Annotated in this window: 18 protein-coding genes and 9 tRNA genes; 23 read left to right on the top strand and 4 right to left on the bottom strand. The window is 42.0% G+C overall.

Annotated elements, in window-relative coordinates:
• Window positions 1-2 precede the first annotated feature (2 nt).
• From AFK25_RS01035 to AFK25_RS01050, 4 genes are all read left to right on the top strand, one after another.
• Window positions 3-1,550 (top strand): acyl-CoA carboxylase subunit beta, encoded by a 1,548-nt coding sequence (locus AFK25_RS01035; protein WP_009362381.1) that lies wholly within the window; start codon window positions 3-5, stop codon window positions 1,548-1,550.
• A 190-nt stretch (window positions 1,551-1,740) separates the two neighbouring features.
• Window positions 1,741-2,409, top strand: a complete 669-nt coding sequence (locus AFK25_RS01040; RefSeq protein ID WP_081957769.1) for a polysaccharide deacetylase family protein — start codon at window positions 1,741-1,743, stop codon at window positions 2,407-2,409.
• Between the two features lie 14 nt (window positions 2,410-2,423).
• Window positions 2,424-3,005, top strand: a complete 582-nt coding sequence (locus AFK25_RS01045) for a DedA family protein (protein WP_009362379.1) — start codon at window positions 2,424-2,426, stop codon at window positions 3,003-3,005.
• 14 nt (window positions 3,006-3,019) lie between these two features.
• Complete coding sequence (locus AFK25_RS01050) at window positions 3,020-4,132, top strand: MGDG synthase family glycosyltransferase (RefSeq protein WP_035067675.1); 1,113 nt, start codon at window positions 3,020-3,022, stop codon at window positions 4,130-4,132.
• Window positions 4,133-4,148: 16 nt separating this feature from the next.
• Here AFK25_RS01050 and AFK25_RS01055 read toward each other — a convergent pair whose 3' ends face one another.
• The 3 genes from AFK25_RS01055 to AFK25_RS01065 are packed head-to-tail and all read right to left on the bottom strand — an operon-like array spanning window position 4,149 to window position 7,812.
• Window positions 4,149-5,279: a Ger(x)C family spore germination protein gene (locus AFK25_RS01055; protein WP_035067677.1), complete on the bottom strand. Its 1,131-nt coding sequence runs from the start codon at window positions 5,277-5,279 to the stop codon at window positions 4,149-4,151.
• Window positions 5,276-6,739, bottom strand: coding sequence for a spore germination protein (locus tag AFK25_RS01060; protein ID WP_035067679.1), 1,464 nt, complete (start codon window positions 6,737-6,739; stop codon window positions 5,276-5,278). Before AFK25_RS01060 ends, AFK25_RS01055 begins: the two co-directional genes overlap by 4 nt.
• A complete protein-coding gene (locus tag AFK25_RS01065; protein WP_035067681.1) occupies window positions 6,736-7,812 on the bottom strand; it encodes a GerAB/ArcD/ProY family transporter in 1,077 nt (358 codons plus the stop codon). The genes AFK25_RS01060 and AFK25_RS01065 overlap by 4 nt, the downstream gene beginning before the upstream one ends.
• Before the next feature lie 151 nt (window positions 7,813-7,963).
• On the opposite strand from AFK25_RS01065, the gene AFK25_RS01070 reads away from it, so the two are divergent.
• From AFK25_RS01070 to AFK25_RS01110, 9 genes are all read left to right on the top strand, one after another.
• Window positions 7,964-9,028, top strand: coding sequence for a D-alanine--D-alanine ligase (locus tag AFK25_RS01070; RefSeq protein WP_019416575.1), 1,065 nt, complete (start codon window positions 7,964-7,966; stop codon window positions 9,026-9,028).
• A gap of 9 nt (window positions 9,029-9,037) precedes the next feature.
• A complete protein-coding gene (locus tag AFK25_RS01075; RefSeq protein WP_035067683.1) occupies window positions 9,038-10,414 on the top strand; it encodes a UDP-N-acetylmuramoyl-tripeptide--D-alanyl-D-alanine ligase in 1,377 nt (458 codons plus the stop codon).
• 145 nt (window positions 10,415-10,559) lie between these two features.
• Window positions 10,560-11,966, top strand: coding sequence for a degradosome RNA helicase CshA (gene cshA, locus AFK25_RS01080; protein ID WP_009362372.1), 1,407 nt, complete (start codon window positions 10,560-10,562; stop codon window positions 11,964-11,966).
• 47 nt (window positions 11,967-12,013) lie between these two features.
• Window positions 12,014-12,376, top strand: coding sequence for a holo-ACP synthase (gene acpS / locus AFK25_RS01085; RefSeq protein WP_009362371.1), 363 nt, complete (start codon window positions 12,014-12,016; stop codon window positions 12,374-12,376).
• A 74-nt stretch (window positions 12,377-12,450) separates the two neighbouring features.
• Window positions 12,451-13,470: a LolA family protein gene (locus tag AFK25_RS01090; RefSeq protein WP_009362370.1), complete on the top strand. Its 1,020-nt coding sequence runs from the start codon at window positions 12,451-12,453 to the stop codon at window positions 13,468-13,470.
• A gap of 93 nt (window positions 13,471-13,563) precedes the next feature.
• Window positions 13,564-14,721, top strand: coding sequence for an alanine racemase (gene alr, locus AFK25_RS01095; RefSeq protein ID WP_009362369.1), 1,158 nt, complete (start codon window positions 13,564-13,566; stop codon window positions 14,719-14,721).
• A gap of 152 nt (window positions 14,722-14,873) precedes the next feature.
• Window positions 14,874-15,155, top strand: coding sequence for a CopG family ribbon-helix-helix protein (locus AFK25_RS01100; protein ID WP_003398486.1), 282 nt, complete (start codon window positions 14,874-14,876; stop codon window positions 15,153-15,155).
• 4 nt (window positions 15,156-15,159) lie between these two features.
• A complete protein-coding gene (gene ndoA, locus AFK25_RS01105) occupies window positions 15,160-15,510 on the top strand; it encodes a type II toxin-antitoxin system endoribonuclease NdoA (RefSeq protein WP_003253417.1) in 351 nt (116 codons plus the stop codon).
• Between the two features lie 56 nt (window positions 15,511-15,566).
• Window positions 15,567-17,732 (top strand): Tex family protein, encoded by a 2,166-nt coding sequence (locus AFK25_RS01110; RefSeq protein ID WP_026011467.1) that lies wholly within the window; start codon window positions 15,567-15,569, stop codon window positions 17,730-17,732.
• On the opposite strand, the gene cmpA is transcribed toward AFK25_RS01110, so the two are convergent.
• Window positions 17,727-17,840 (bottom strand): cortex morphogenetic protein CmpA, encoded by a 114-nt coding sequence (gene cmpA / locus AFK25_RS14950; RefSeq protein ID WP_012573928.1) that lies wholly within the window; start codon window positions 17,838-17,840, stop codon window positions 17,727-17,729. The genes AFK25_RS01110 and cmpA overlap by 6 nt on opposite strands.
• Window positions 17,841-17,912: 72 nt before the next feature.
• Between cmpA and AFK25_RS01115 the strand changes: the two genes are divergently transcribed.
• From AFK25_RS01115 to AFK25_RS01160, 10 genes are all read left to right on the top strand, one after another.
• Window positions 17,913-18,368: a SprT family protein gene (locus AFK25_RS01115; RefSeq protein ID WP_035067685.1), complete on the top strand. Its 456-nt coding sequence runs from the start codon at window positions 17,913-17,915 to the stop codon at window positions 18,366-18,368.
• A gap of 281 nt (window positions 18,369-18,649) precedes the next feature.
• Window positions 18,650-18,724 (top strand) — tRNA-Asn (locus AFK25_RS01120).
• Window positions 18,725-18,726: 2 nt separating this feature from the next.
• Window positions 18,727-18,819, top strand: a tRNA-Ser gene (locus AFK25_RS01125).
• A gap of 16 nt (window positions 18,820-18,835) precedes the next feature.
• A tRNA-Glu gene (locus AFK25_RS01130) sits at window positions 18,836-18,907 on the top strand.
• 39 nt (window positions 18,908-18,946) lie between these two features.
• Window positions 18,947-19,019 (top strand) — tRNA-Val (locus tag AFK25_RS01135).
• An 8-nt stretch (window positions 19,020-19,027) separates the two neighbouring features.
• Window positions 19,028-19,103 (top strand) — tRNA-Asp (locus tag AFK25_RS01140).
• A 48-nt stretch (window positions 19,104-19,151) separates the two neighbouring features.
• A tRNA-Gln gene (locus tag AFK25_RS01145) sits at window positions 19,152-19,226 on the top strand.
• Window positions 19,227-19,236: 10 nt separating this feature from the next.
• Window positions 19,237-19,312: transfer RNA gene (locus AFK25_RS01150), tRNA-Lys, on the top strand.
• A 5-nt stretch (window positions 19,313-19,317) separates the two neighbouring features.
• Window positions 19,318-19,401, top strand: a tRNA-Leu gene (locus tag AFK25_RS01155).
• Between the two features lie 23 nt (window positions 19,402-19,424).
• Window positions 19,425-19,507 (top strand) — tRNA-Leu (locus AFK25_RS01160).
• Window positions 19,508-19,551 lie beyond the last annotated feature (44 nt).

Genomic DNA, 19,551 nt, shown 5'->3' on the forward strand with positions numbered 1-19,551 from the left:
GTATGATTTCAAACGAACAATTATCGCTTGTTGAACAACTACAACAAAAACGAAAACAAATTGAACAAGGGGGAGCGCGCAAATATCACGAAAAAAACGCTGAGCAAGGGAAATTGTTTGTGCGCGATCGCTTGAAACTGTTATTTGATGAAGGACTACAATTTGAAGATGCATTTTTCGCAAACTGTTTAGCGGACGGACTGCCGGCAGATGGTGTCGTGACAGGGGTCGGAAAAATTAACGGACAAACGGTATGCGTCATGGCAAATGATTCGACCGTCAAGGCAGGTTCATGGGGAGCAAGAACAGTAGAAAAAATTATTCGCATTCAAGAAACGGCTGACAAACTACGATGCCCTATTTTATATTTAGTCGATTCCGCTGGTGCGCGCATCACGGATCAAATTGAAATGTTCCCAGGACGACGAGGAGCAGGACGTATTTTTTACAATCAAGTTAAATTGTCTGGAAAAGTTCCGCAAATTTGCTTATTGTTCGGACCATCAGCAGCAGGTGGTGCATACATCCCTGCGTTTTGTGATATCGTTATTATGGTCGAAGGAAACGCGTCGATGTATCTCGGTTCACCGCGCATGGCGGAAATGGTTATCGGTGAAAAAGTGACACTTGAGGAGATGGGTGGCGCTCGCATGCATTGTTCAGTTTCAGGTTGCGGTGATGTGCTTGTGAAAACGGAAGAAGAAGCGATCGCCTTTGCACGTAAATATTTGTCGTACTTTCCAGCCAATTTTAGTGAAAAACCGCCGGTGGCGGAGCCAAGAGAGCCAAAGGCGTTTGATAAAACGATTGAAGAAATCATTCCGAAAAATCAAAATGCCCCGTTCAATATGTACGATTTAATCGACCGCGTGATCGATGAAGGAACGTTTTGTGAAATAAAAAAGTTGTTTGCACCTGAACTCATTACAGGTCTTGCACGCATCAACGGCCAACCGGTTGGGATTATCGCTAATCAACCGCGCATGAAGGGCGGCGTGTTGTTTCACGATTCAGCAGATAAAGCTGCGAAATTCATTACACTTTGCGATGCGTTTCATATTCCGCTCATCTTTTTAGCAGACATCCCTGGCTTTATGATCGGAACGAAAGTGGAACGAGCGGGAATCATTCGTCATGGTGCAAAAATGATTTCAGCGATGTCAGAAGCAACCGTGCCGAAAATTTCAATCATTGTCAGAAAAGCATACGGAGCAGGATTATATGCTATGGCAGGTCCAGCCTTTGAACCGGATTGTTGCTTAGCTTTCCCACATGCACAAATTGCTGTCATGGGACCAGAAGCAGCCGTGAATGCGGTATATGCCAATAAAATTGCTGAACTGCCAGAAGAAGAGCGAGCCGCTTTTATTGAGCAAAAACGTGAAGAATATCGAAAAGACATCGATATTTACCGACTTGCTTCTGAAATGGTTGTCGATGGCATTATTGCGCCAAATGAGTTGCGTTCTGAACTCATTCGACGATTAGATGCATATATGTCGAAATATGTGGTATTTTCTGAACGAAAGCATGGGGTTTACCCTGTGTAGTTGTCAAGACATATGGTACAATGGAGGCGATGTGTTCTAACATCGCCTTTTTTTCGGGAAATTTCCCCGGAAATCGACAACATTTGCATGTTGTGTCGATGAAAAGAAAGCTCCATTTGTTTTTTAAAAAACGCTCTTTGTTCCATACTTCATGTATCTTTTTGTATAATCGAGAAAGGGGATTTGACGTTTGATTTACATATGGCTCATCACACTATTTCTCATTTATAGCATATTCCCAACGTTGATTGTCCGCATTTTCTCACTTCGTGTACAAAAGAAGGTGAAAAACGGTGTAGCATTGACGTTTGACGATGGTCCAGATCCGGTGTACACGCCTCAGTTGCTTGATTTATTGAAAAAATACAATGTAAAAGCGACGTTTTTCGTTGTCGGCTGGAAGGCGAAAAAATATCCACATCTTATTAAAAGAATGTATGAGGAAGGGCATACGATCGGTTTGCACCATTATTACCATACGAGCAACTGGTTTCTTCCGCCGTTTGTTACGGAATGGGAGCTTGAACGATCAGCACGTGTCATTGAGCACATGACAGGCGTTCGTCCGGTATACTATCGTCCGCCATGGGGACATTTAAACATATGGACGGTGCTGATGCAAAAAAAGTATAAAATCGTCATGTGGACATATATTCTTGGTGATTGGAAAGCTTCAATGAGCGTTGAGCGGCTTTATGAACGATTAACGAATAGTATAAAAGATGGGGCGATCATCGTATTGCATGATAGCGGTTCGACCATCGGAGCTGATCAACATGCACCAGCGAACATGTTACGAGCATTAGAACAATTATTGCAACATTCTTCTGTTCAATGGGTAAAAGTGAACGAACAATAAAGGGGAACGGAGAAATGGAAGCGAACGACATTTTCATGTATATTCAATCCCACGGTTATATTGTATTGTTTCTATCATTATTTTTCGGTATTGTCGGCATCCCTGCACCCGAAGAGTCACTTCTGTTTTTCGTGGGCATATTTATTTCACACGATCAATTACATTTATTCAAAAGTTTATTTTTCGCGATTTCTGGGGCGACAGTTGGGATGGTTGTTGCCTATATGGCTGGCTATACATTCGGTTCAGCGCTGTTATTTAAATATGGACATTATATTGGTTTTCATCGTCGGCGTTATCGGTATGTTTATCGCCACTTTCGAAAACGCGCTCCTTGGATTATTACATTTGGCTATTTTATTCCGGGTGTTCGTCAGTTATCTCCATACATGGCTGGAGTTGTTCGCGTTCCATTTCTCCCGTTTCTTTTTTTGTCGTTTGCTGGATCAGCGTTTTGGATTAGTTTATTTATATTTGTCGGGAAGTTTCTTGGGGAGCGTATACATATTCCTCTTTACTTATTACCATGGATAATGATTGTGTTTTTTAGTTTATTTTTCATTGGGCTATATGTGAAAAGAAGAAAAACAAATTAAAGGGAGTTCGCATAATGATGAACATTCTCGTACTACCTTTGTTTCAAATGTCATCTGGCCATCATCAAGTGGCCGATGCGCTTATATATTCATTGCAACATCGTTTTCCTAACGTTTCTTGCGAAAAACTTGATTTCTTAAGTTATTGTAACGAACAAATGGAAAGACGAGTAGCGGACTTTTATCTTCGCTGGATTTCGCTATCACCGCACTCATATGAATGGATGTACCAACGATGGATGAAAAAATTTGAACAACCAGCGATGGAACCGTGGTTGCTTTATTTTGAAAAGAAGATGAAACGTCTTCTTCAAGAGAAAAAACCGGATCTCGTCATATGTACGCATTCGTTTCCTTCACACGTGTTGCAGCGATTGAAACAAAGAGGAGCTATAACGGTACCTGTGATAAACGTATATACAGACTTTTTTTTGAGCGGCATTTGGGGAAAAACAGCGATTGACTATCACTTTGTTCCTCATGAGGAAGCGAAACGATCGCTATGTACGAGATTTCGTATGGAGCGTCATCGCGTTATTGTGACAGGCATTCCGATTCATGAACATATTGTACCTGTGCAAAAAATAAAGCGACGAATGAATAAACACATTTTAGTGGCTGGCGGCAATCAAGGACTAGGGAAGATGAAACAATTTTTAAAAAACGCTAACCATTCACAGTTAACGTATTCTGTTTTATGCGGTAAAAATGAAAATTTATATGAAGAATTAAAAAGTTGGAACGACCCGCGTATCCGTCCGTTTCGATATATCTCCGATCGAGCAAAAATGAACGAATTGTATGATGAAGTTGATGCGGTTGTGACAAAGCCGGGTGGTGTCACGATGAGTGAAGTGCTCGCAAAAAAACTGCCTGCTTTTACTCTTTCTTATTTACCTGGACAAGAACAAATGAATTTGCGCTATTTAAGAAAAAAAGAGCTCATTTATTTTCTCAATGACAATGAGCCGTACGATCAACAATTATTGCGTGTATTAATGGACGATGAGGAAATGAATCAATTAGAAAAACGAATGAAACAGTATTGGTTAGGGTGTGAAAAAACAGCGCAAGAAGCGCTTGCCGAATGGATTGAAGCGAATATATATGCAACGAAAAAGCGATGAGAGCTGCTCATCGCTTTTATTTTTTTGACTTTCCATATGTGTCAATGCTTAATTGGACATTGATTTGTTGTAACGTATCATTTGTCAGTGAAACGAATCCGTTTGTCGTATATTTGCGCCAGTCATTGACGTTTTGACGATATAAAGCGTTTGATAATTGAAGCGTATCGACCCCTTCTTTTACGCCGAGTTGGAATAGACTTTCCAATTCATTCTTTACTGTTTTTGTTGCGTATTCAATAATTTGTTTTTCAGACATTTGTTCGCGAAGTTCAATGATGCTTCCTTTTGCTTGTACATCAATTGTAAATACAGGACGACCATTTTTTATTTTGTACGATATGCTTGCTTTCGGTTCGCGCACGACGAGTGTGCCAATCATATTTCCGTCTGGTTGAATGTAAATGGGTGTTCGTCCTGTGCCTTTTGTCACCCAGCGCAACCCGTCAAGTTTATGGCGTGGGATACATGCTCGTTTATTGTAACGATGCAAGAAACAGACGCCATCCATTTTTAACATCGGTTTTGCCTTTTTATTTTCTTTCCAACTTTTCTTTTCAATTGCAAGGGAAGGGAGCGGAAAAACAACCGCTTGTTCATTAGAAGCAGCAATCAATTCGTTCAAGCGCTTCGGTTGAATAAAAGAACTTTGTTTGTAAATGTCTGTCGGATTAGCGAGCAAAGAAAAATATGGTGAGTAATCTAAAAATGGTGTTGTTTCAAAAATATGTTCAATCGATTCGGTTGTTGTAAATGTCCAGATTGTATGGCGAATTTCGTTGTAACGATCAAGTACATCAATGACATCTCGCACGAGTCCTTTTTTGAGCGCTCGTTCTGTAAAGACGATCCCTTTCACATGCCCCCATGATACACCTTGTTGAATCGCATAATATAGCCGATCTGTTGCAACGTTAAACGTCTCCCCTTTCGCTTTTCCAACGGTCACCGTTGATTTTTGTTTCCCTCCGCCCGCTTCGACTTTCGCAAGTCCTGTAAAACTAATAAGTTGGGCGTAGGCGATCACTTGCCCGTCTTCGTAGTCTACGCCGATCACATGAATATAAGCCAGATGATCAATTTCTTTCATTCCCCAGCACCCAGTTAAAAAGAAACAAAAAAAACAACAAATAAGCGCGCGAGTCATGATTCGTCACCCGGTGTGCTATCATTTGTTTTTAACATTTTCGGACGACGTTTGAATTTTTTCCACCCACTTGTAATAACCACTTTCCATATATCACCTGTTATAGGGGAAAGAGGGGCTAAATAAGGAACACCAAACGACGTTAAATTAGCTGTATAAATTAGCAGAAAAAACATTGATGCGATAAAACCGAAAAGTCCTAGTATAGAAGATGCAGCAAGGACGATAAATCGTAAAATGGACACCGTCCCAGCAAGCGATTGATTCACGAGCGTAAACGTGGCAATGACAGATGTTGCCATGACAACGAGTGTTCCGGGTGCCGCTAGTCCAGCGTTAATGGCGGCTTGACCGATAATAAGACCGCCGACGACGGATAATGTTTGTCCAATCGCAATTGGAAGCCGCATGCCCGCTTCTTTAAAAATTTCAAATAAACTGATCATAATAAACGCTTCAAGCGGGGCGGGGAGCGGTACTCCTTGCCTTGCGAGAACGATTGTTGCCAACAATGTAAACGGCAACTGATCTTGGTGGTATGTTGTAATAGCGACCCAAAGTCCCGGTAAAAATACAGCGACGCTCACCCCGATTAGTCGAATAATGCGTTGAAATGTCACGAACACAAACGATGTACTATTGTCTTCAGATGTGTTTAATAAAAACGTTAAGTTTGTCGGGCCAATTAAGGCTGTTGGTGAGCCGTCAATAAAGACTGCGAATCGTCCGCTCAGTAGTGCGTTGACGACAAAATCAGGGCGTCCAGAGTAAGCGAAAACAGGAAATAACGAAATATATTTTTCGCTTAACAATTCTTCTAACTGATTTGTTCCTGTTAAGGCATCAATGTTGATTGTACTTAATCGCCGCTTTAATTCCTCAACGGTTTCTTGATTAATAATATCTTCAATATATAAAATATTAACTTTCGTCCGGCTTCTCTTACCAATTAATACTTGTTCAACGTGCAAGCTGCTCGTTTTTAGCCGCTTTCGGATGAGCGCTACGTTTTTTGCCACTTCTTCAATAAAGCCGTCTTTCGGTCCGCGAATGGATACTTCTGTGTTTGGTTCCTCCGGATTACGGTTCGGTGGATTGGCAAGCGAAATGGAATACATCGCTTCCGCTTCCACAAAGTAAATCACTAAGTCCCCATTAAAAACGATAAAATCTAGTTGTTGGGCAGAGACCGATTTTCCGATTAAATGAAGAGGCATTTGTTTATATTTTTCAATATCTGTCACTGAATATAGCGGATATCGTTGTCCCATGCTTGTAATTGTTGGGAAAATAAATTGTTTGAGTAACTTCGTGTCACATAATTCTTCACAATAAATGAAAATAAGCGAGAGGGGCTTTCGTTCTTCTGAATAAATGGTCGCTGGCATAATCACAACATCTTTACATTGCGAAAAATGTTCTTTTAGCGTTTGTCCATCGACAATGATTTCAGCGGTCATGCGGACGCTCTCCTTTCTTTTATACGTATCGCTAACGCTAGTACGCACAATAACGTCGAAAGAAAACAAATAAAGAAAAACGAAATCGGTAGCAGCCATTTTTTTAACATATGAAAAAACGTGTCATCGCTCATCGGTGCCATCGCGGCGGAGAAAATGACAACGTATACAAATATTAATATCCAACGTCGCGAGGCTTTATTTGTTATGTCAAATAGCTCTGGAATGAGCGCTGTCGCAAGCGAAATGCGAATAAATGCGCCCGCTAGCCATTGATACACGGATAAAAAATCAAAATGCTCTAAATATGTTCCTAAATTCACCATTCTCCATTGCTCAAAAGCCGGATAACGCAAATGACTAGCTTCTGTCGGTCCAAACTCTGTAATGGCTCCAATTGTCGGTCCGATCGATAGACTGGCAGCGACAAGCCCGAATAAAACGAGTTTCATAAAAGAAATGTCCGTTTTCATTTGTTGTTGCATAAACAGTAAAAGAACAATTTCACCATATCCGGTAGCGACGTACATCACTCCCTTCCAAATGGGCATCCAGCCGTTTTCGAGCATCGGTTTTAACAGCTCATAATTTTTATGCGGGATCGTCGCTAAAGCGACAAATATACCGAACAATACGACGAAAGGTAAAATAATACCTGACGTTTTGGCGATCGATGGCAAGCCAATCGAAGCATTATAAAAACAAATGATACAAAGTGTTACAATAATCGCCCAGTTCGGTGTACCCGTTAAATATGAGGTCGTTGTAAACGTTGTTGTATCTTTTAATGTCACAATACTAATGAGAAGTAAATATAAACATGTGACAGAAGCGATAAAATAGGCCATTGGGGCACCGATATTTTCTTTTAGCCATTGAAAGATGTGCGTTTGTTGTGATTGTTTGATAGGAAAATAAATGAGAGGAAGAAACATGACAAGCAACACAAGCCCAATGACGGTCGAGATCCACGCATCCCGCCCAGCAATTTCAAGTAAAACAGGAATGATGATAACATGATTCATAAGACCGATCGATAACATTAACACGAATAACATTTGCACCGTATTCATATACACACACCTTTTTCCTTTTTGTATTTTTATCGTTTCCAAACAGGGAAATGATATGCATTGTCACCATCTAGGCTCGTTTCACCATATAAATAAAAAAGTAGTTGTGCTACAATAAATGAAGTGAACGTATAGTCGAGGAGGAACGAACATGAAAATGACGTTAGGTGTATTATACGGCGGCAAATCGCCTGAACATAAAGTATCATTACAAACGGCACGTTCGGTCATTAATGCCATAAATAAAGAAAAGTTTCGTGTCGTCCCCATTTACATTACGACCAATGGAGAATGGCTGCGTGGGGAAGCGATTGAAGGGGAAGTGCAACATGTGAAGCAGCTTGCTTTTCAACAAGGTTTACCAGCGCTTGCGTCTATTGCAAATCGTTCGGAAAAAAAAGAAGAGCGCATTGATGTTATTTTCCCTCTTTTACACGGGCCGAACGGAGAAGATGGAACGGTGCAAGGGATGTTAGAATTATTAAACGTACCGTATGTTGGGAACGGTGTGTTAGCATCAGCTGTCGGTATGGATAAGGTTGTTATGAAACAACTGTTTGCGCAAGCGGGATTAAAACAAGCACGTTACGTCTTTTTCTTGAAAAAAGAATGGGAAAAACATGAAGAAAACGTATATGAAACAGTAGAACGTGAGCTTGGCTATCCGTGTTTTGTCAAACCAGCCAATGCTGGTTCGAGCGTAGGAATAAGTAAATGTAAAAACCGTGAGCAGCTACAAGTGGCATTCCAAGAGGCGTTTCGTTACGATCGAAAAGTAATCGTCGAAGAAGCGATTGTTGGCCGTGAAGTAGAAATTGGGGTGATCGGAAACGATGAGCCAATTTGCTCTGTTGTTGGGGAAATTGTGCCGAAAAAAGAATTTTACGATTACGAAGCAAAATATGTCGATGGAAATACAGAATTAGTTATTCCAGCGAACATTACAGATAAAGAATACGAAACGATGAAACAAATGGCGCTTACCGCTTTTAAAGTGCTCGATTTAGCTGGATTAGTCCGCGCCGACTTTTTCTTGACGGCAGATGGGGAGGCGTATATTAACGAAGTCAATACGATGCCAGGCTTCACCCCATTTAGCATGTTCCCGCTTTTATGGAAACATACTGGCGTATCGTACGAGGAGTTAATTGAACGCCTTATTCAACTAGCGATTGAGCGATATGAAGAAAAACAAAACATTACGTATGTGTTTTAAGGTGATGATATGATTAAACGTTCATTAGCTAATATTCAAACAATGATTCCGAACAGCACGGTGGATGAGCGCTTTGCTTCCGTTGTCATTCACGGTGTGTCGACAGATACGCGTACAATTGAGCAAGGAAATTTGTACGTTCCGCTAAAAGGAGCGACATTTAACGGTCATCAATTCGTCATGCAGGCGTTTGAAAAAGGCGCAGCGGCTGCGCTATGGAGTACAAATGAGCCAAATGCTCCGAAAGATGTGCCGCTCATTTTTGTTGATGATTCGCTCGTTGCATTGCAACAGCTAGCTCATGCGTATCGAAAACAACTTCGCACACGCATGATCGGTGTGACAGGGAGCAATGGAAAAACGACGACAAAAGATATGATCGCCTCTTTGCTTGGAACGGTATATCGTGTGCAAAAGACGGAAGGGAATTTAAATAATCATATTGGTGTGCCGCTAACGCTTCTCCGCCTCAAAGAAGAAACAGAATATGCAGTCGTTGAAATGGGGATGAGTGGGTTTGGAGAGATTGAATTACTCTCTACCATAGTTGAACCAGATGTGGCGATTATTACAAATATTGGTGAATCGCATTTACAAGAGCTCGGTTCGCGTGAAGGAATTGCAACAGCGAAGTTTGAAATTGTAAAAGGCCTAAAACGTGACGGACTGTTTATTTATCACGGAGATGAACCGTTATTGCAAACGCGTGTGGAAAGCGCTAATCTTTCGCATGTTCAAACGTTCGGCATGACATCAGCAAACGATTATTATCCAACGGATATTCGTATTCAAGCGGACGGAACGACGTTTACAATAAATCATTGGCCAAACGAAGTGTTTCATATGCCGCTTCTTGGCCGACACCATGTCATGAACGCTCTTGCAGCCATGGCAGTCGCTCGTTTCGCTTCTGTTGATGTGACCGATATGAAGAAAGGATTTTCACGTTTATCTGTTACAAAAATGCGCACAGAAGTCATCAAACGCCATGACGGAGTGACGATCATTAACGATGCATATAACGCAAGTCCGACGTCGATGCGAGCGGCGCTTCAGTTGCTCGCACAATTGACACAATATCGTAAAAAAATTGCCGTTGTCGGCGATATGCTTGAATTAGGTGAACAAGAAATGGCTTTCCACGAACAAATTGGCGAGATGATCGATCCGCAAAAAATAGATTATGTACTTACGTACGGAGAGCGTGCCAAAGCGATCGCTGAACGAGCAAGCAAGCGGTTTAGCGAAGGACGTGTTCGTTCGTATACAAATAAGGCGCAATTAGCTGCAGACTTACAAGCGATGATGGGAGCGGGCGATGTTATTTTATTAAAAGCATCTCGCGGTATGAAGTTAGAGGAAATCATTTCTTTGTTAAATGAGTAAAAAGAAACGTTCAATTTGTTGAAAACATATGCATAAAATGGTATGATGAACAAGAGCTATTTACGGAATGAATTTCAACAAGGCACTTCCGTCTATACGGGAATGCCTTTTTTCGTAAGTTATTTGAAGAAGGAGTATGAAAACATTGGTTACATTTAAAGAATTTGGATTGAGTCCAGAAGTAATGAAAGCAGTTAGTAAAATGGGATTTGAAGAGGCAACACCGATTCAGGCGGCTACGATTCCGCTTAGTCTACAAAATCGTGATGTCATTGGTCAAGCGCAAACAGGAACAGGGAAAACGGCGGCATTCGGCATTCCGCTTGTTGAGAAAATTGATATGAACAACGATGCAGTGCAAGCGATCGTTGTTGCGCCAACGAGAGAGTTAGCTATTCAAGTGTCCGAAGAGTTATATAAAATCGGTTCAACGAAGCGTGTACGCGTGTTGCCGATTTACGGTGGGCAAGACATTGAGCGACAAATTCGGGCATTAAAAAAGCACCCACATATTGTTGTCGGTACGCCAGGACGTATTCTTGATCATATTCAACGTCGTACGCTCCGTTTGCAAAACGTGCATACGGTTGTGTTAGACGAAGCAGATGAAATGTTGAACATGGGATTTGTCGAAGACATTGAGGCGATTTTAAGCCACGTGCCGACAGAGCGTCAGACGCTTCTTTTTTCAGCGACGATGCCAGAGCCGATTCGTCGTATCGCTGAGCGATTTATGAACAATCCGGAGCTCGTTCGTGTCAAAGCAAAAGAGATGACAGTTCCAAACATTGAACAATATTACATTGAAATTCAAGAAAAGAAAAAGTTTGACACGTTAACGCGTTTATTAGATATCCAATCTCCTGAGTTAGCGATCGTTTTCGGAAGAACGAAGCGTCGTGTCGATGAGCTAGCAGAAGCGCTCAATTTGCGTGGTTATGCGGCTGAAGGCATTCACGGTGATTTAAGCCAGGCGAAGCGTTTATCTGTGCTGCGTAAGTTTAAAGAAGGTTCGATTGATATTTTAGTTGCAACGGATGTCGCTGCACGCGGTTTAGATATTTCTGGTGTGACGCATGTATATAATTTCGATATTCCACAAGACCCAGAAAGCTATGTTCACCGCATTGGTCGCACAGGACGTGCTGGTAAAACGGGAATGGCGATTACGTTTGTTACACCTCGTGAAATCGGACAGTTACATCATATCGAGAAGACGACGAAGCGGAAAATGGATCGTATGAAACCGCCAACGTTAGATGAAGCGCTTGAAGGTCAACAACGAGCAGCGATCGAAAAATTGCTGGCGACAATTGAGCATAACAATTTATCGTTTTACAAACGTGCAGCAGAAGAATTGTTAGAAGAACACGATTCCGTTTCACTTGTTGCCGCATGTATTAAAATGTTAACGAAAGAGCCTGATATGACGCCAGTACAGCTGACAGAAGAGCCGCCGGTGATGAAAAAAGAGAAAAAGCGACAAGTGCAGACGCGTCAACGCCGCAATGAAACGCGTGGCCGTGGAGCAAAAACGCGTGCGAAACGATAGGAGCTGTCTTCATAGATAGCTTCTTTTTCTTTATTGGAGGGACATGGATGATTGTCGGGATTGGGATTGACATTGTGGAGTTAAGTCGTATTGCTCAATTGATCGAACAACAGCCAAAATTTATTGACCGCATTTTAACACATAATGAGCGCATTCGTTTTCAACAATTATCGTCAAAACGAAAAGTTGAGTTTATGGCTGGGCGCTTTGCAGCAAAAGAAGCGTATGCGAAAGCGGTGGGGACGGGGATTGGCACACATGTTTCATTTCACGATATTGAAATTCAAAATGATGAAAACGGTAAACCATATATCGTTTCCACGTCATTGACTGAACGTGTGCACGTCTCCATTTCTCATAGCGAACATTATGCTGTTGCTCAAGTAATCATTGAACGCTTGTCAAGCTAGTCTGCATATTCTCCCGCTTGACCTCATATGATGGCTTATGAAGGAAGTCCAAATGAGGTAAAGGGGTTGAAAAAATGAGACGAACATTGCTTTTTTGGTGCCTGCTTCTTTTTGTTGTAGGCAGTTTGGCCGCTTGCGGAGAAAAGTCGCAACAAGATGTATTAAAAGCGCTCGATGAAAAAGTGCAAACGATGTCTGGGTACAAAGCAGAAGCAAAAATGACGCTTCAAACAGGAACAGAACCACAAGTGTATGAAATTGAAATTTGGCATAAGTCGCCAAACTACTACCGAGTGAACTTAAAAAATGCTCAGCGTGACCAACATCAAATGATTTTGCGTAACGATGAAGGAGTATTTGTATTAACGCCAGCGTTAAATAAAAGTTTTCGCTTTCAAAGCGACTGGCCGCAAAATACAAGTCAAGTATACTTGTATGAATCGCTCGTGAAAGACATTTTAGCTGATTCGAAAGCAGACTTTAAAGCAACAAACAATCATTATATATTCCAAACGAAAACAAATTACGAAAACAAAAAAATGTTGCCAAAACAAGAGATTACATTAAACAAGAAAGACTTAACACCAGTCAAAGTGACCGTTATGGATATTGACTCGCAACCGATGTTAACGGTCGAGTTTTCGAAAGTAGAATGGAACGCCGCGTTTGATGATAATGCTTTTGACGTAAGTAAAAACATGACGAGAGCGAAGTTAGAAAACGAACAAGAAGTAACAAAAGAAGCGAATCAACAAGCAGTGCCAGTCATGTATCCGACATATGAGCTCGATGGGGTGAAACTTGTCGAAGAAAAAGAATTTACAACAGCAAACGGCAAGCGAATTGTCATGACATTTGCCGGAGAAAAATCGTTTACGCTTGTACAAGAAAAAGCGCATGCTGTACCAACAGCGAACGTATCGACAACGGTTAAAGGTGAGCCTGTTGATTTAGGATTTGCGGTTGGGGCAATGACAAGCGGAACGTTGACGTGGACGTATAAAGGGGTCGATTTTATTCTCGCTTCCCAAGACTTAACGAAAGATGAAATGGTCGCGATTGCTCGTTCCGTACAAGGAAAGATGATGAAGTAAGACTCGCATGGCGGGTCTTTATTTTTTTGTTGACATGACGCCAGGAGAAAAGAAATAATCAAACGTGAACACATTTTTGAAGGGGTATGAAGGATGGATCAAGCATTTTATCGCGATACATGGGCAGAAATTGATTTAGATGCCATTTTTTATAATGTGCAATCGATGAAGCAGCATGTCGGTCCGCATGTCGAAGTCATTGCTGTGGTGAAGGCGAACGCTTATGGACATGGGGATATCCAAGTAGCGAAAACCGCGCTAGAAGCAGGTGCAACGAGATTAGCAGTCGCTTTTTTAGATGAAGCGCTAGCGCTGAGAAAAAAAGGGGTTTCTTTAGACGTACCGATTCTCGTACTTGGAGCGACAAACCCTCAATATGCGTCGTTAGCCGCCAGTCAAAACATTGCGTTAACTGTTTTTCGAGCCGACTGGTTTGAACAAGCATTCATGTATGGACCGTATGAGCAACCGTTGAACGTTCATATAAAATTGGATACAGGGATGGGGCGACTAGGAGTTAAAACGAAAGAAGAAGTGCAACGAATTGTAAACATAGTGGAACAAAAAGAATCGTTTGTTATTGAAGGAGTATATACGCATTTTGCAACAGCCGATGAACAAAATGTTGACTATTTTTCGTTTCAATACGATACATTTATGCACATGCTAGAGTGGCTTCCTGCAAAACCTCCGCTCATTCATTGCGCCAATAGCGCCGCGGGACTGCGTTATCCTGATCGAGTATTTAATGCCGTACGCTTAGGCATCTCGATGTATGGGTTGGCACCGTCGCAAGAAATGAAACCATTGTTACCTTATCCGTTAAAAGAAGCGTTCTCGCTCCATAGTCGTTTAACGCATGTAAAAAAGGTGAAAGCTGGAGAAAAAATAAGCTATGGAGCGACATATGAGGCAAAAGTAGATGAGTGGATTGGTACGGTTCCAATCGGTTACGCAGACGGTTGGTTACGTCGTATGCAACATTTTTCTGTTCTTGTTGATGGAAAGCGCGCCCCTATTGTTGGACGTGTTTGTATGGACCAAATGATGATTCGTCTGCCGTATGAGCTTCCTGTCGGTACAAAAGTGACGCTCATCGGTGAACAAAAAGGTGAACGCATTTCTGTTGATGATGTTGCAACCCATTTGAACACAATTAATTATGAAATTCCTTGTACAATTAGTTATCGTGTTCCCCGTATTTTTTTAAAAAACAAGAGTATAATTGAAGTGAGAAATGCGGTATTATAGTAGATGGGTGCAATGAGAACGATTGTTTTCGAAAAATTTCTACAAAATTTGGACGAATGATGCTGGAAATGACTTTGCATCGCGATGATGAAATGGTATGATGTAAATTGGGAGCAACTATGTGGTTGTAGTTTAGTTGGAGGTGTGTGTTTGTGTCTGAATCCAGCGCAACAACAGAAATTGTTATTCGGTTACCGCAGGCGTTAGTGAGCGAATTAGATGGAATTGTGAAGCAAGAAAACGGCAGCCGAAATGAGCTCATTTATCAAGCGATGAAAATGTACATCCGCGAACGGAAAAAACGTCAAATTCGAGAAGCGATGAGACGTGGGTATATGGAGATGGCGAAAATTAATTTGTCGCTTGCATCGGAGGCTTTTCTTGCGGAATATGAAGCTGACCACACCGTTGAACGCTTAGTTAGCGGGGGGTAATCTTTTGATTGTCAAACGTGGTGACGTGTATTTTGCCGATCTTTCTCCAGTAGTGGGATCTGAGCAAGGGGGCGTGCGCCCTGTGCTTGTTATTCAAAATGACATTGGGAACCGTTTCAGTCCAACCGTCATTGTTGCTGCCATTACTGCGCAAATCCAAAAAGCGAAGTTGCCTACACATGTTGAAATCGACGCAAAGCGCTACGGATTTGAACGGGACTCTGTCATTTTGCTTGAACAAATTCGGACGATTGATAAACAGCGTCTGACAGATAAGATTACCCATCTAGATGACGAGATGATGGATAAAGTAGATGAAGCGTTGCAAATTAGTCTCGGTCTTATTGATTTTTAATATGTCGAAAAATAGCTACATTGTGTAGCTATTTTTGTTTAGAGGAGGAATTTTGTTTGGAACTACTAAAGCAGTTGGCTATGAAATTACATATTCCGTTTGTCAACGTCCAACAAGTTATTCAGCTTTATGAGGAAGGGAATACGATTCCGTTTATTGCTCGTTACCGAAAAGAAATGACTGGCGCGCTCGATGAAGTGCAAATTCGCACCATTTTAGATGAATGGCATTACTTGCAAAACTTAGCGAAGCGAAAAGAAGAAGTGATTCGTTTAATTGATGAACAAGGAAAGTTGACGGACGAACTGAAAGAAGCGATTACAAAAGCGACGAAACTGCAAGAAGTAGAAGACTTATATCGTCCATATAAACAAAAGCGACGAACAAAAGCGACAATTGCGAAAGAAAAAGGGTTGGAACCTTTTGCAGAATGGTTATTAACGTTTCCGAATGAGTCGATTACAGAACGAGCACAATTGTTTATTGATGAGCAAAAAGAAGTACATACGATCGAAGAAGTGATCCAAGGTGCGAAAGATATTATTGCTGAAAAAGTGTCCGATGACGCCACGCTTCGTCAATGGATTCGTCAGCAAACGTGGCAAACAGGAATGATCGTTTCTGTTGGAAAAGAAGTAGAAAAAGACGAAAAGCGTGTATTTGAAATGTATTACGATCACCGTGAACCGGTCGCTAAAGCGCCTGCCCACCGTGTTTTAGCAATGAACCGCGGCGAAAATGAAGGAATTTTACGCATTGCAATTGATGTAGATGCTGAACGAATCATTACATACATTCGTAAACAAGTTATACAAAATGAGCGCTCATCGGCAGCTGACATTGTTGCTGAGGCGATTGAAGATGCATATAAACGTTTGATTGCTCCGTCTATTGAGCGAGAGGTACGAAATGAGTTGACAGAACATGCGGAAGAACGAGCGATCCACATTTTCGCTGAAAACTTACGCAACTTGCTGCTGCAACCACCGTTAAAAGGCAAGGTCGTTTTAGGGATCGACCCAGCATATCGTACAGGATGTAAGTTAGCCGTCGTCGATGAAACCGGAAAGGTACTTCATATTGATGTCATTTATCCACATCCACCGAAAAATGAGGTGGAGAAAGCGAAAGAAAAATTAAAGCAATTGCTTCATATGTATCAAGTAGAGTTAATTGCGATTGGAAACGGAACGGCATCGCGAGAGACAGAGCAGTTTGTAGCTGATACAATTTCTGAGTGGGAAGGAAACGTGTTTTATTTAATTGTCAATGAAGCAGGGGCAAGTGTATATTCTGCATCAGATTTAGCGCGTAAAGAGTTTCCGCATCTGCAAGTGGAGGAACGAAGCGCTGTATCGATTGCTCGACGCGTTCAAGACCCGCTTGCTGAATTAGTAAAAATTGATCCGAAGTCTGTAGGAGTTGGGCAATATCAGCATGACGTGTCGCAAAAAAAGCTTGAGCAATCGTTGCAATTTGTCGTAGAAACGGTTGTCAACCAAGTTGGTGTAAACGTGAATACAGCTTCTCCAACATTGCTGCAATATGTATCTGGCTTAACGAAGACAGTGGCCGAAAATATTGTGAAATACCGTGAAGAACACGGGAAGTTTACAAATCGTGTGCAATTAAAACATATTCCGCGCCTTGGAGCGAAAACGTACGAGCAATGCATCGGGTTTTTGCGCATCATAGATGGAGATGAGCCGTTAGACCGCACACCAATCCACCCTGAGCGATATGAAGAAGTGTATCAATTGTTACGACGCCTCGGTTTTTCGACAGAAGCGATCGGAAGTGAGCAATTGCGAGTTGCACTTGAAGGGATAAATATAGAAGAAACAGCACAAGAATTGAACATAGGGGTATTGACGCTCCAAGATATTATCGATGCACTTAAGCGCCCAGAGCGCGATCCGCGCGATGATTTGCCGAAGCCAATCCTCAAGCAACATGTGTTGAAGATGGAGGATTTGAAAAAAGGTATGGAATTAGAGGGAACAGTACGAAACGTCGTCGATTTCGGTGTATTCGTAGATATCGGTGTGAAACAAGATGGACTTGTTCATATTTCCAAACTAAGCAATCGATATGTGAAACATCCGCTTGATGTTGTGTCAGTCGGGGATATTGTAAAAGTATGGGTTGATTCGGTCGATTTGCAAAAAGAGCGCATTGCTTTAACAATGATTCCTCCAACATCGGAAAACACACTGTCATGAGCAGTGTGTTTTCCGGTAAAAAAACCAACATTGATTGAGAAGTTTAATTTGAGCGCGATTTTTCTCATAATATGCACGGCGCATTTGGTTTTTTAGCCACATCGGCATGACGATCACCTTCAAATTGTTTTTTATTATGTTATGAGTAAAAGAGCCCAATGGTGAAAGGACGGAAAGAAAATGGATGAGCGCGAGTTGCAGGAGCTTGTTGAGCGCATATCGTTACATATATTTCATAAGCCATTTCGGCATCGAGCACTATTTAATGACCGGTTAAAGACGACAGGCGGGAGGTATTTACTTTCTACACATAACATTGAACTGAATCGAAAATATTACGAACAACACGGGGAAGAAGAACTCATTCAAGTAATTAAGCACGAATTATGCCACTATCATTTGCACTTAGAAGGAAAAGGTTATCGCCATCGTGATCGTGATTTTCGAGAATTGTTACAAAAAGTACAAGCTCCACGCTTTTGCAAACCTGTTGTATTAGCAAAGACAGGAAAGAAATATTATTATGAATGCACATCATGCCATTATATATATGTGCGTAAAAGAGCGATGGATACGAATCGATATGTATGTGGACGCTGTCGAGGAAAATTAAAAAAAATAAAAAGAGAGTGTTGACAAGCCAAATCTTTATATGCTAAATTATAAAAGCCGTCGTTATTCAACGAGAAAAAACAAGTGAGAAAAAGACGGTTGACAGACGTAAAAAGAATAAATATAATATAAGCAGTCCTAATGATTAGATTGTTCCGCAGTAGCTCAGTGACGAGCAACGCTTCTTTGAATAAGTTGCGAGTTGCCTCGATGCATCCATCATCATTGAGTATACTAGTAGAGGAAGAGGCAGTAAAGTTAAACTATAATATTGGTTGGGTAGTATGAGCCACTTTTGTTATTATTCCGCAGTAGCTCAGTGGTAGAGCACTCGGCTGTTAACCGAGCGGTCGTAGGTTCGAATCCTACCTGCGGAGCCATTGGAGAAGTACCCAAGTGGCTGAAGGGGACGGTTTGCTAAACCGTTAGGTCGTTCTTTTACGGCGCGCGGGTTCAAATCCCGCCTTCTCCGCCAGGAAGATAATGAATATGGCCCGTTGGTCAAGTGGTTAAGACACCGCCCTTTCACGGCGGTAACACGGGTTCGAATCCCGTACGGGTCATCCTTTGGAGTGCTCATTTTGTTCACTCCATTTTATTTCGGAGGATTAGCTCAGCTGGGAGAGCACTTGCCTTACAAGCAAGGGGTCGGCGGTTCGATCCCGTCATCCTCCACTCTTGTTGGTCCCGTGGTGTAGTGGTTAACATGCCTGCCTGTCACGCAGGAGATCGCGGGTTCGATCCCCGTCGGGACCGCCATTAAAAAAAGTTTTTATAGCGTTTCAACATACATGTTCAATTGTTTATTGGGCTATAGCCAAGCGGTAAGGCAACGGACTTTGACTCCGTGATGCGCTGGTTCGAATCCAGCTAGCCCAGCCATTGACGTAATGAGCCATTAGCTCAGTAGGTAGAGCATCTGACTTTTAATCAGAGGGTCGGAGGTTCGAGTCCTCCATGGCTCACCATGTATGCGGGTGTGGCGGAATTGGCAGACGCACCAGACTTAGGATCTGGCGCCTTTGGCGTGGGGGTTCAAGTCCCTCCACCCGCACCAGTCGGTCGATTTTTTAACAATATGCGGTCGTGGCGGAATGGCAGACGCGCTAGGTTGAGGGCCTAGTGGGGGCAACCCCGTGGAGGTTCAAGTCCTCTCGGCCGCATCTAAAAAACTTGACTTTGATTGATGAAATGTGATATATTGAAA

Origin of the sequence: Anoxybacillus gonensis, from assembly GCF_001187595.1 — a bacterium.
Classification (GTDB): Bacteria; Bacillota; Bacilli; order Bacillales; family Anoxybacillaceae; genus Anoxybacillus; species Anoxybacillus gonensis.

What these genes read in the sequence shown, in the direction of transcription:
- AFK25_RS01035 (WP_009362381.1), top strand. Translation starts at nt 3, where the DNA reads ATGATTTCAAACGAACAATTATCGCTTGTTGAACAACTACAACAAAAA.
- AFK25_RS01045 (WP_009362379.1), top strand. Translation starts at nt 2,424, where the DNA reads ATGGAAGCGAACGACATTTTCATGTATATTCAATCCCACGGTTATATT.
- AFK25_RS01050 (WP_035067675.1), top strand. Translation starts at nt 3,020, where the DNA reads ATGATGAACATTCTCGTACTACCTTTGTTTCAAATGTCATCTGGCCAT.
- AFK25_RS01055 (WP_035067677.1), bottom strand. Translation starts at nt 5,279, where the DNA reads ATGACTCGCGCGCTTATTTGTTGTTTTTTTTGTTTCTTTTTAACTGGG.
- AFK25_RS01060 (WP_035067679.1), bottom strand. Translation starts at nt 6,739, where the DNA reads ATGACCGCTGAAATCATTGTCGATGGACAAACGCTAAAAGAACATTTT.
- AFK25_RS01065 (WP_035067681.1), bottom strand. Translation starts at nt 7,812, where the DNA reads ATGAATACGGTGCAAATGTTATTCGTGTTAATGTTATCGATCGGTCTT.
- AFK25_RS01070 (WP_019416575.1), top strand. Translation starts at nt 7,964, where the DNA reads ATGAAAATGACGTTAGGTGTATTATACGGCGGCAAATCGCCTGAACAT.
- AFK25_RS01075 (WP_035067683.1), top strand. Translation starts at nt 9,038, where the DNA reads ATGATTAAACGTTCATTAGCTAATATTCAAACAATGATTCCGAACAGC.
- acpS (WP_009362371.1), top strand. Translation starts at nt 12,014, where the DNA reads ATGATTGTCGGGATTGGGATTGACATTGTGGAGTTAAGTCGTATTGCT.
- AFK25_RS01090 (WP_009362370.1), top strand. Translation starts at nt 12,451, where the DNA reads ATGAGACGAACATTGCTTTTTTGGTGCCTGCTTCTTTTTGTTGTAGGC.
- alr (WP_009362369.1), top strand. Translation starts at nt 13,564, where the DNA reads ATGGATCAAGCATTTTATCGCGATACATGGGCAGAAATTGATTTAGAT.
- cmpA (WP_012573928.1), bottom strand. Translation starts at nt 17,840, where the DNA reads ATGCCGATGTGGCTAAAAAACCAAATGCGCCGTGCATATTATGAGAAA.
- AFK25_RS01115 (WP_035067685.1), top strand. Translation starts at nt 17,913, where the DNA reads ATGGATGAGCGCGAGTTGCAGGAGCTTGTTGAGCGCATATCGTTACAT.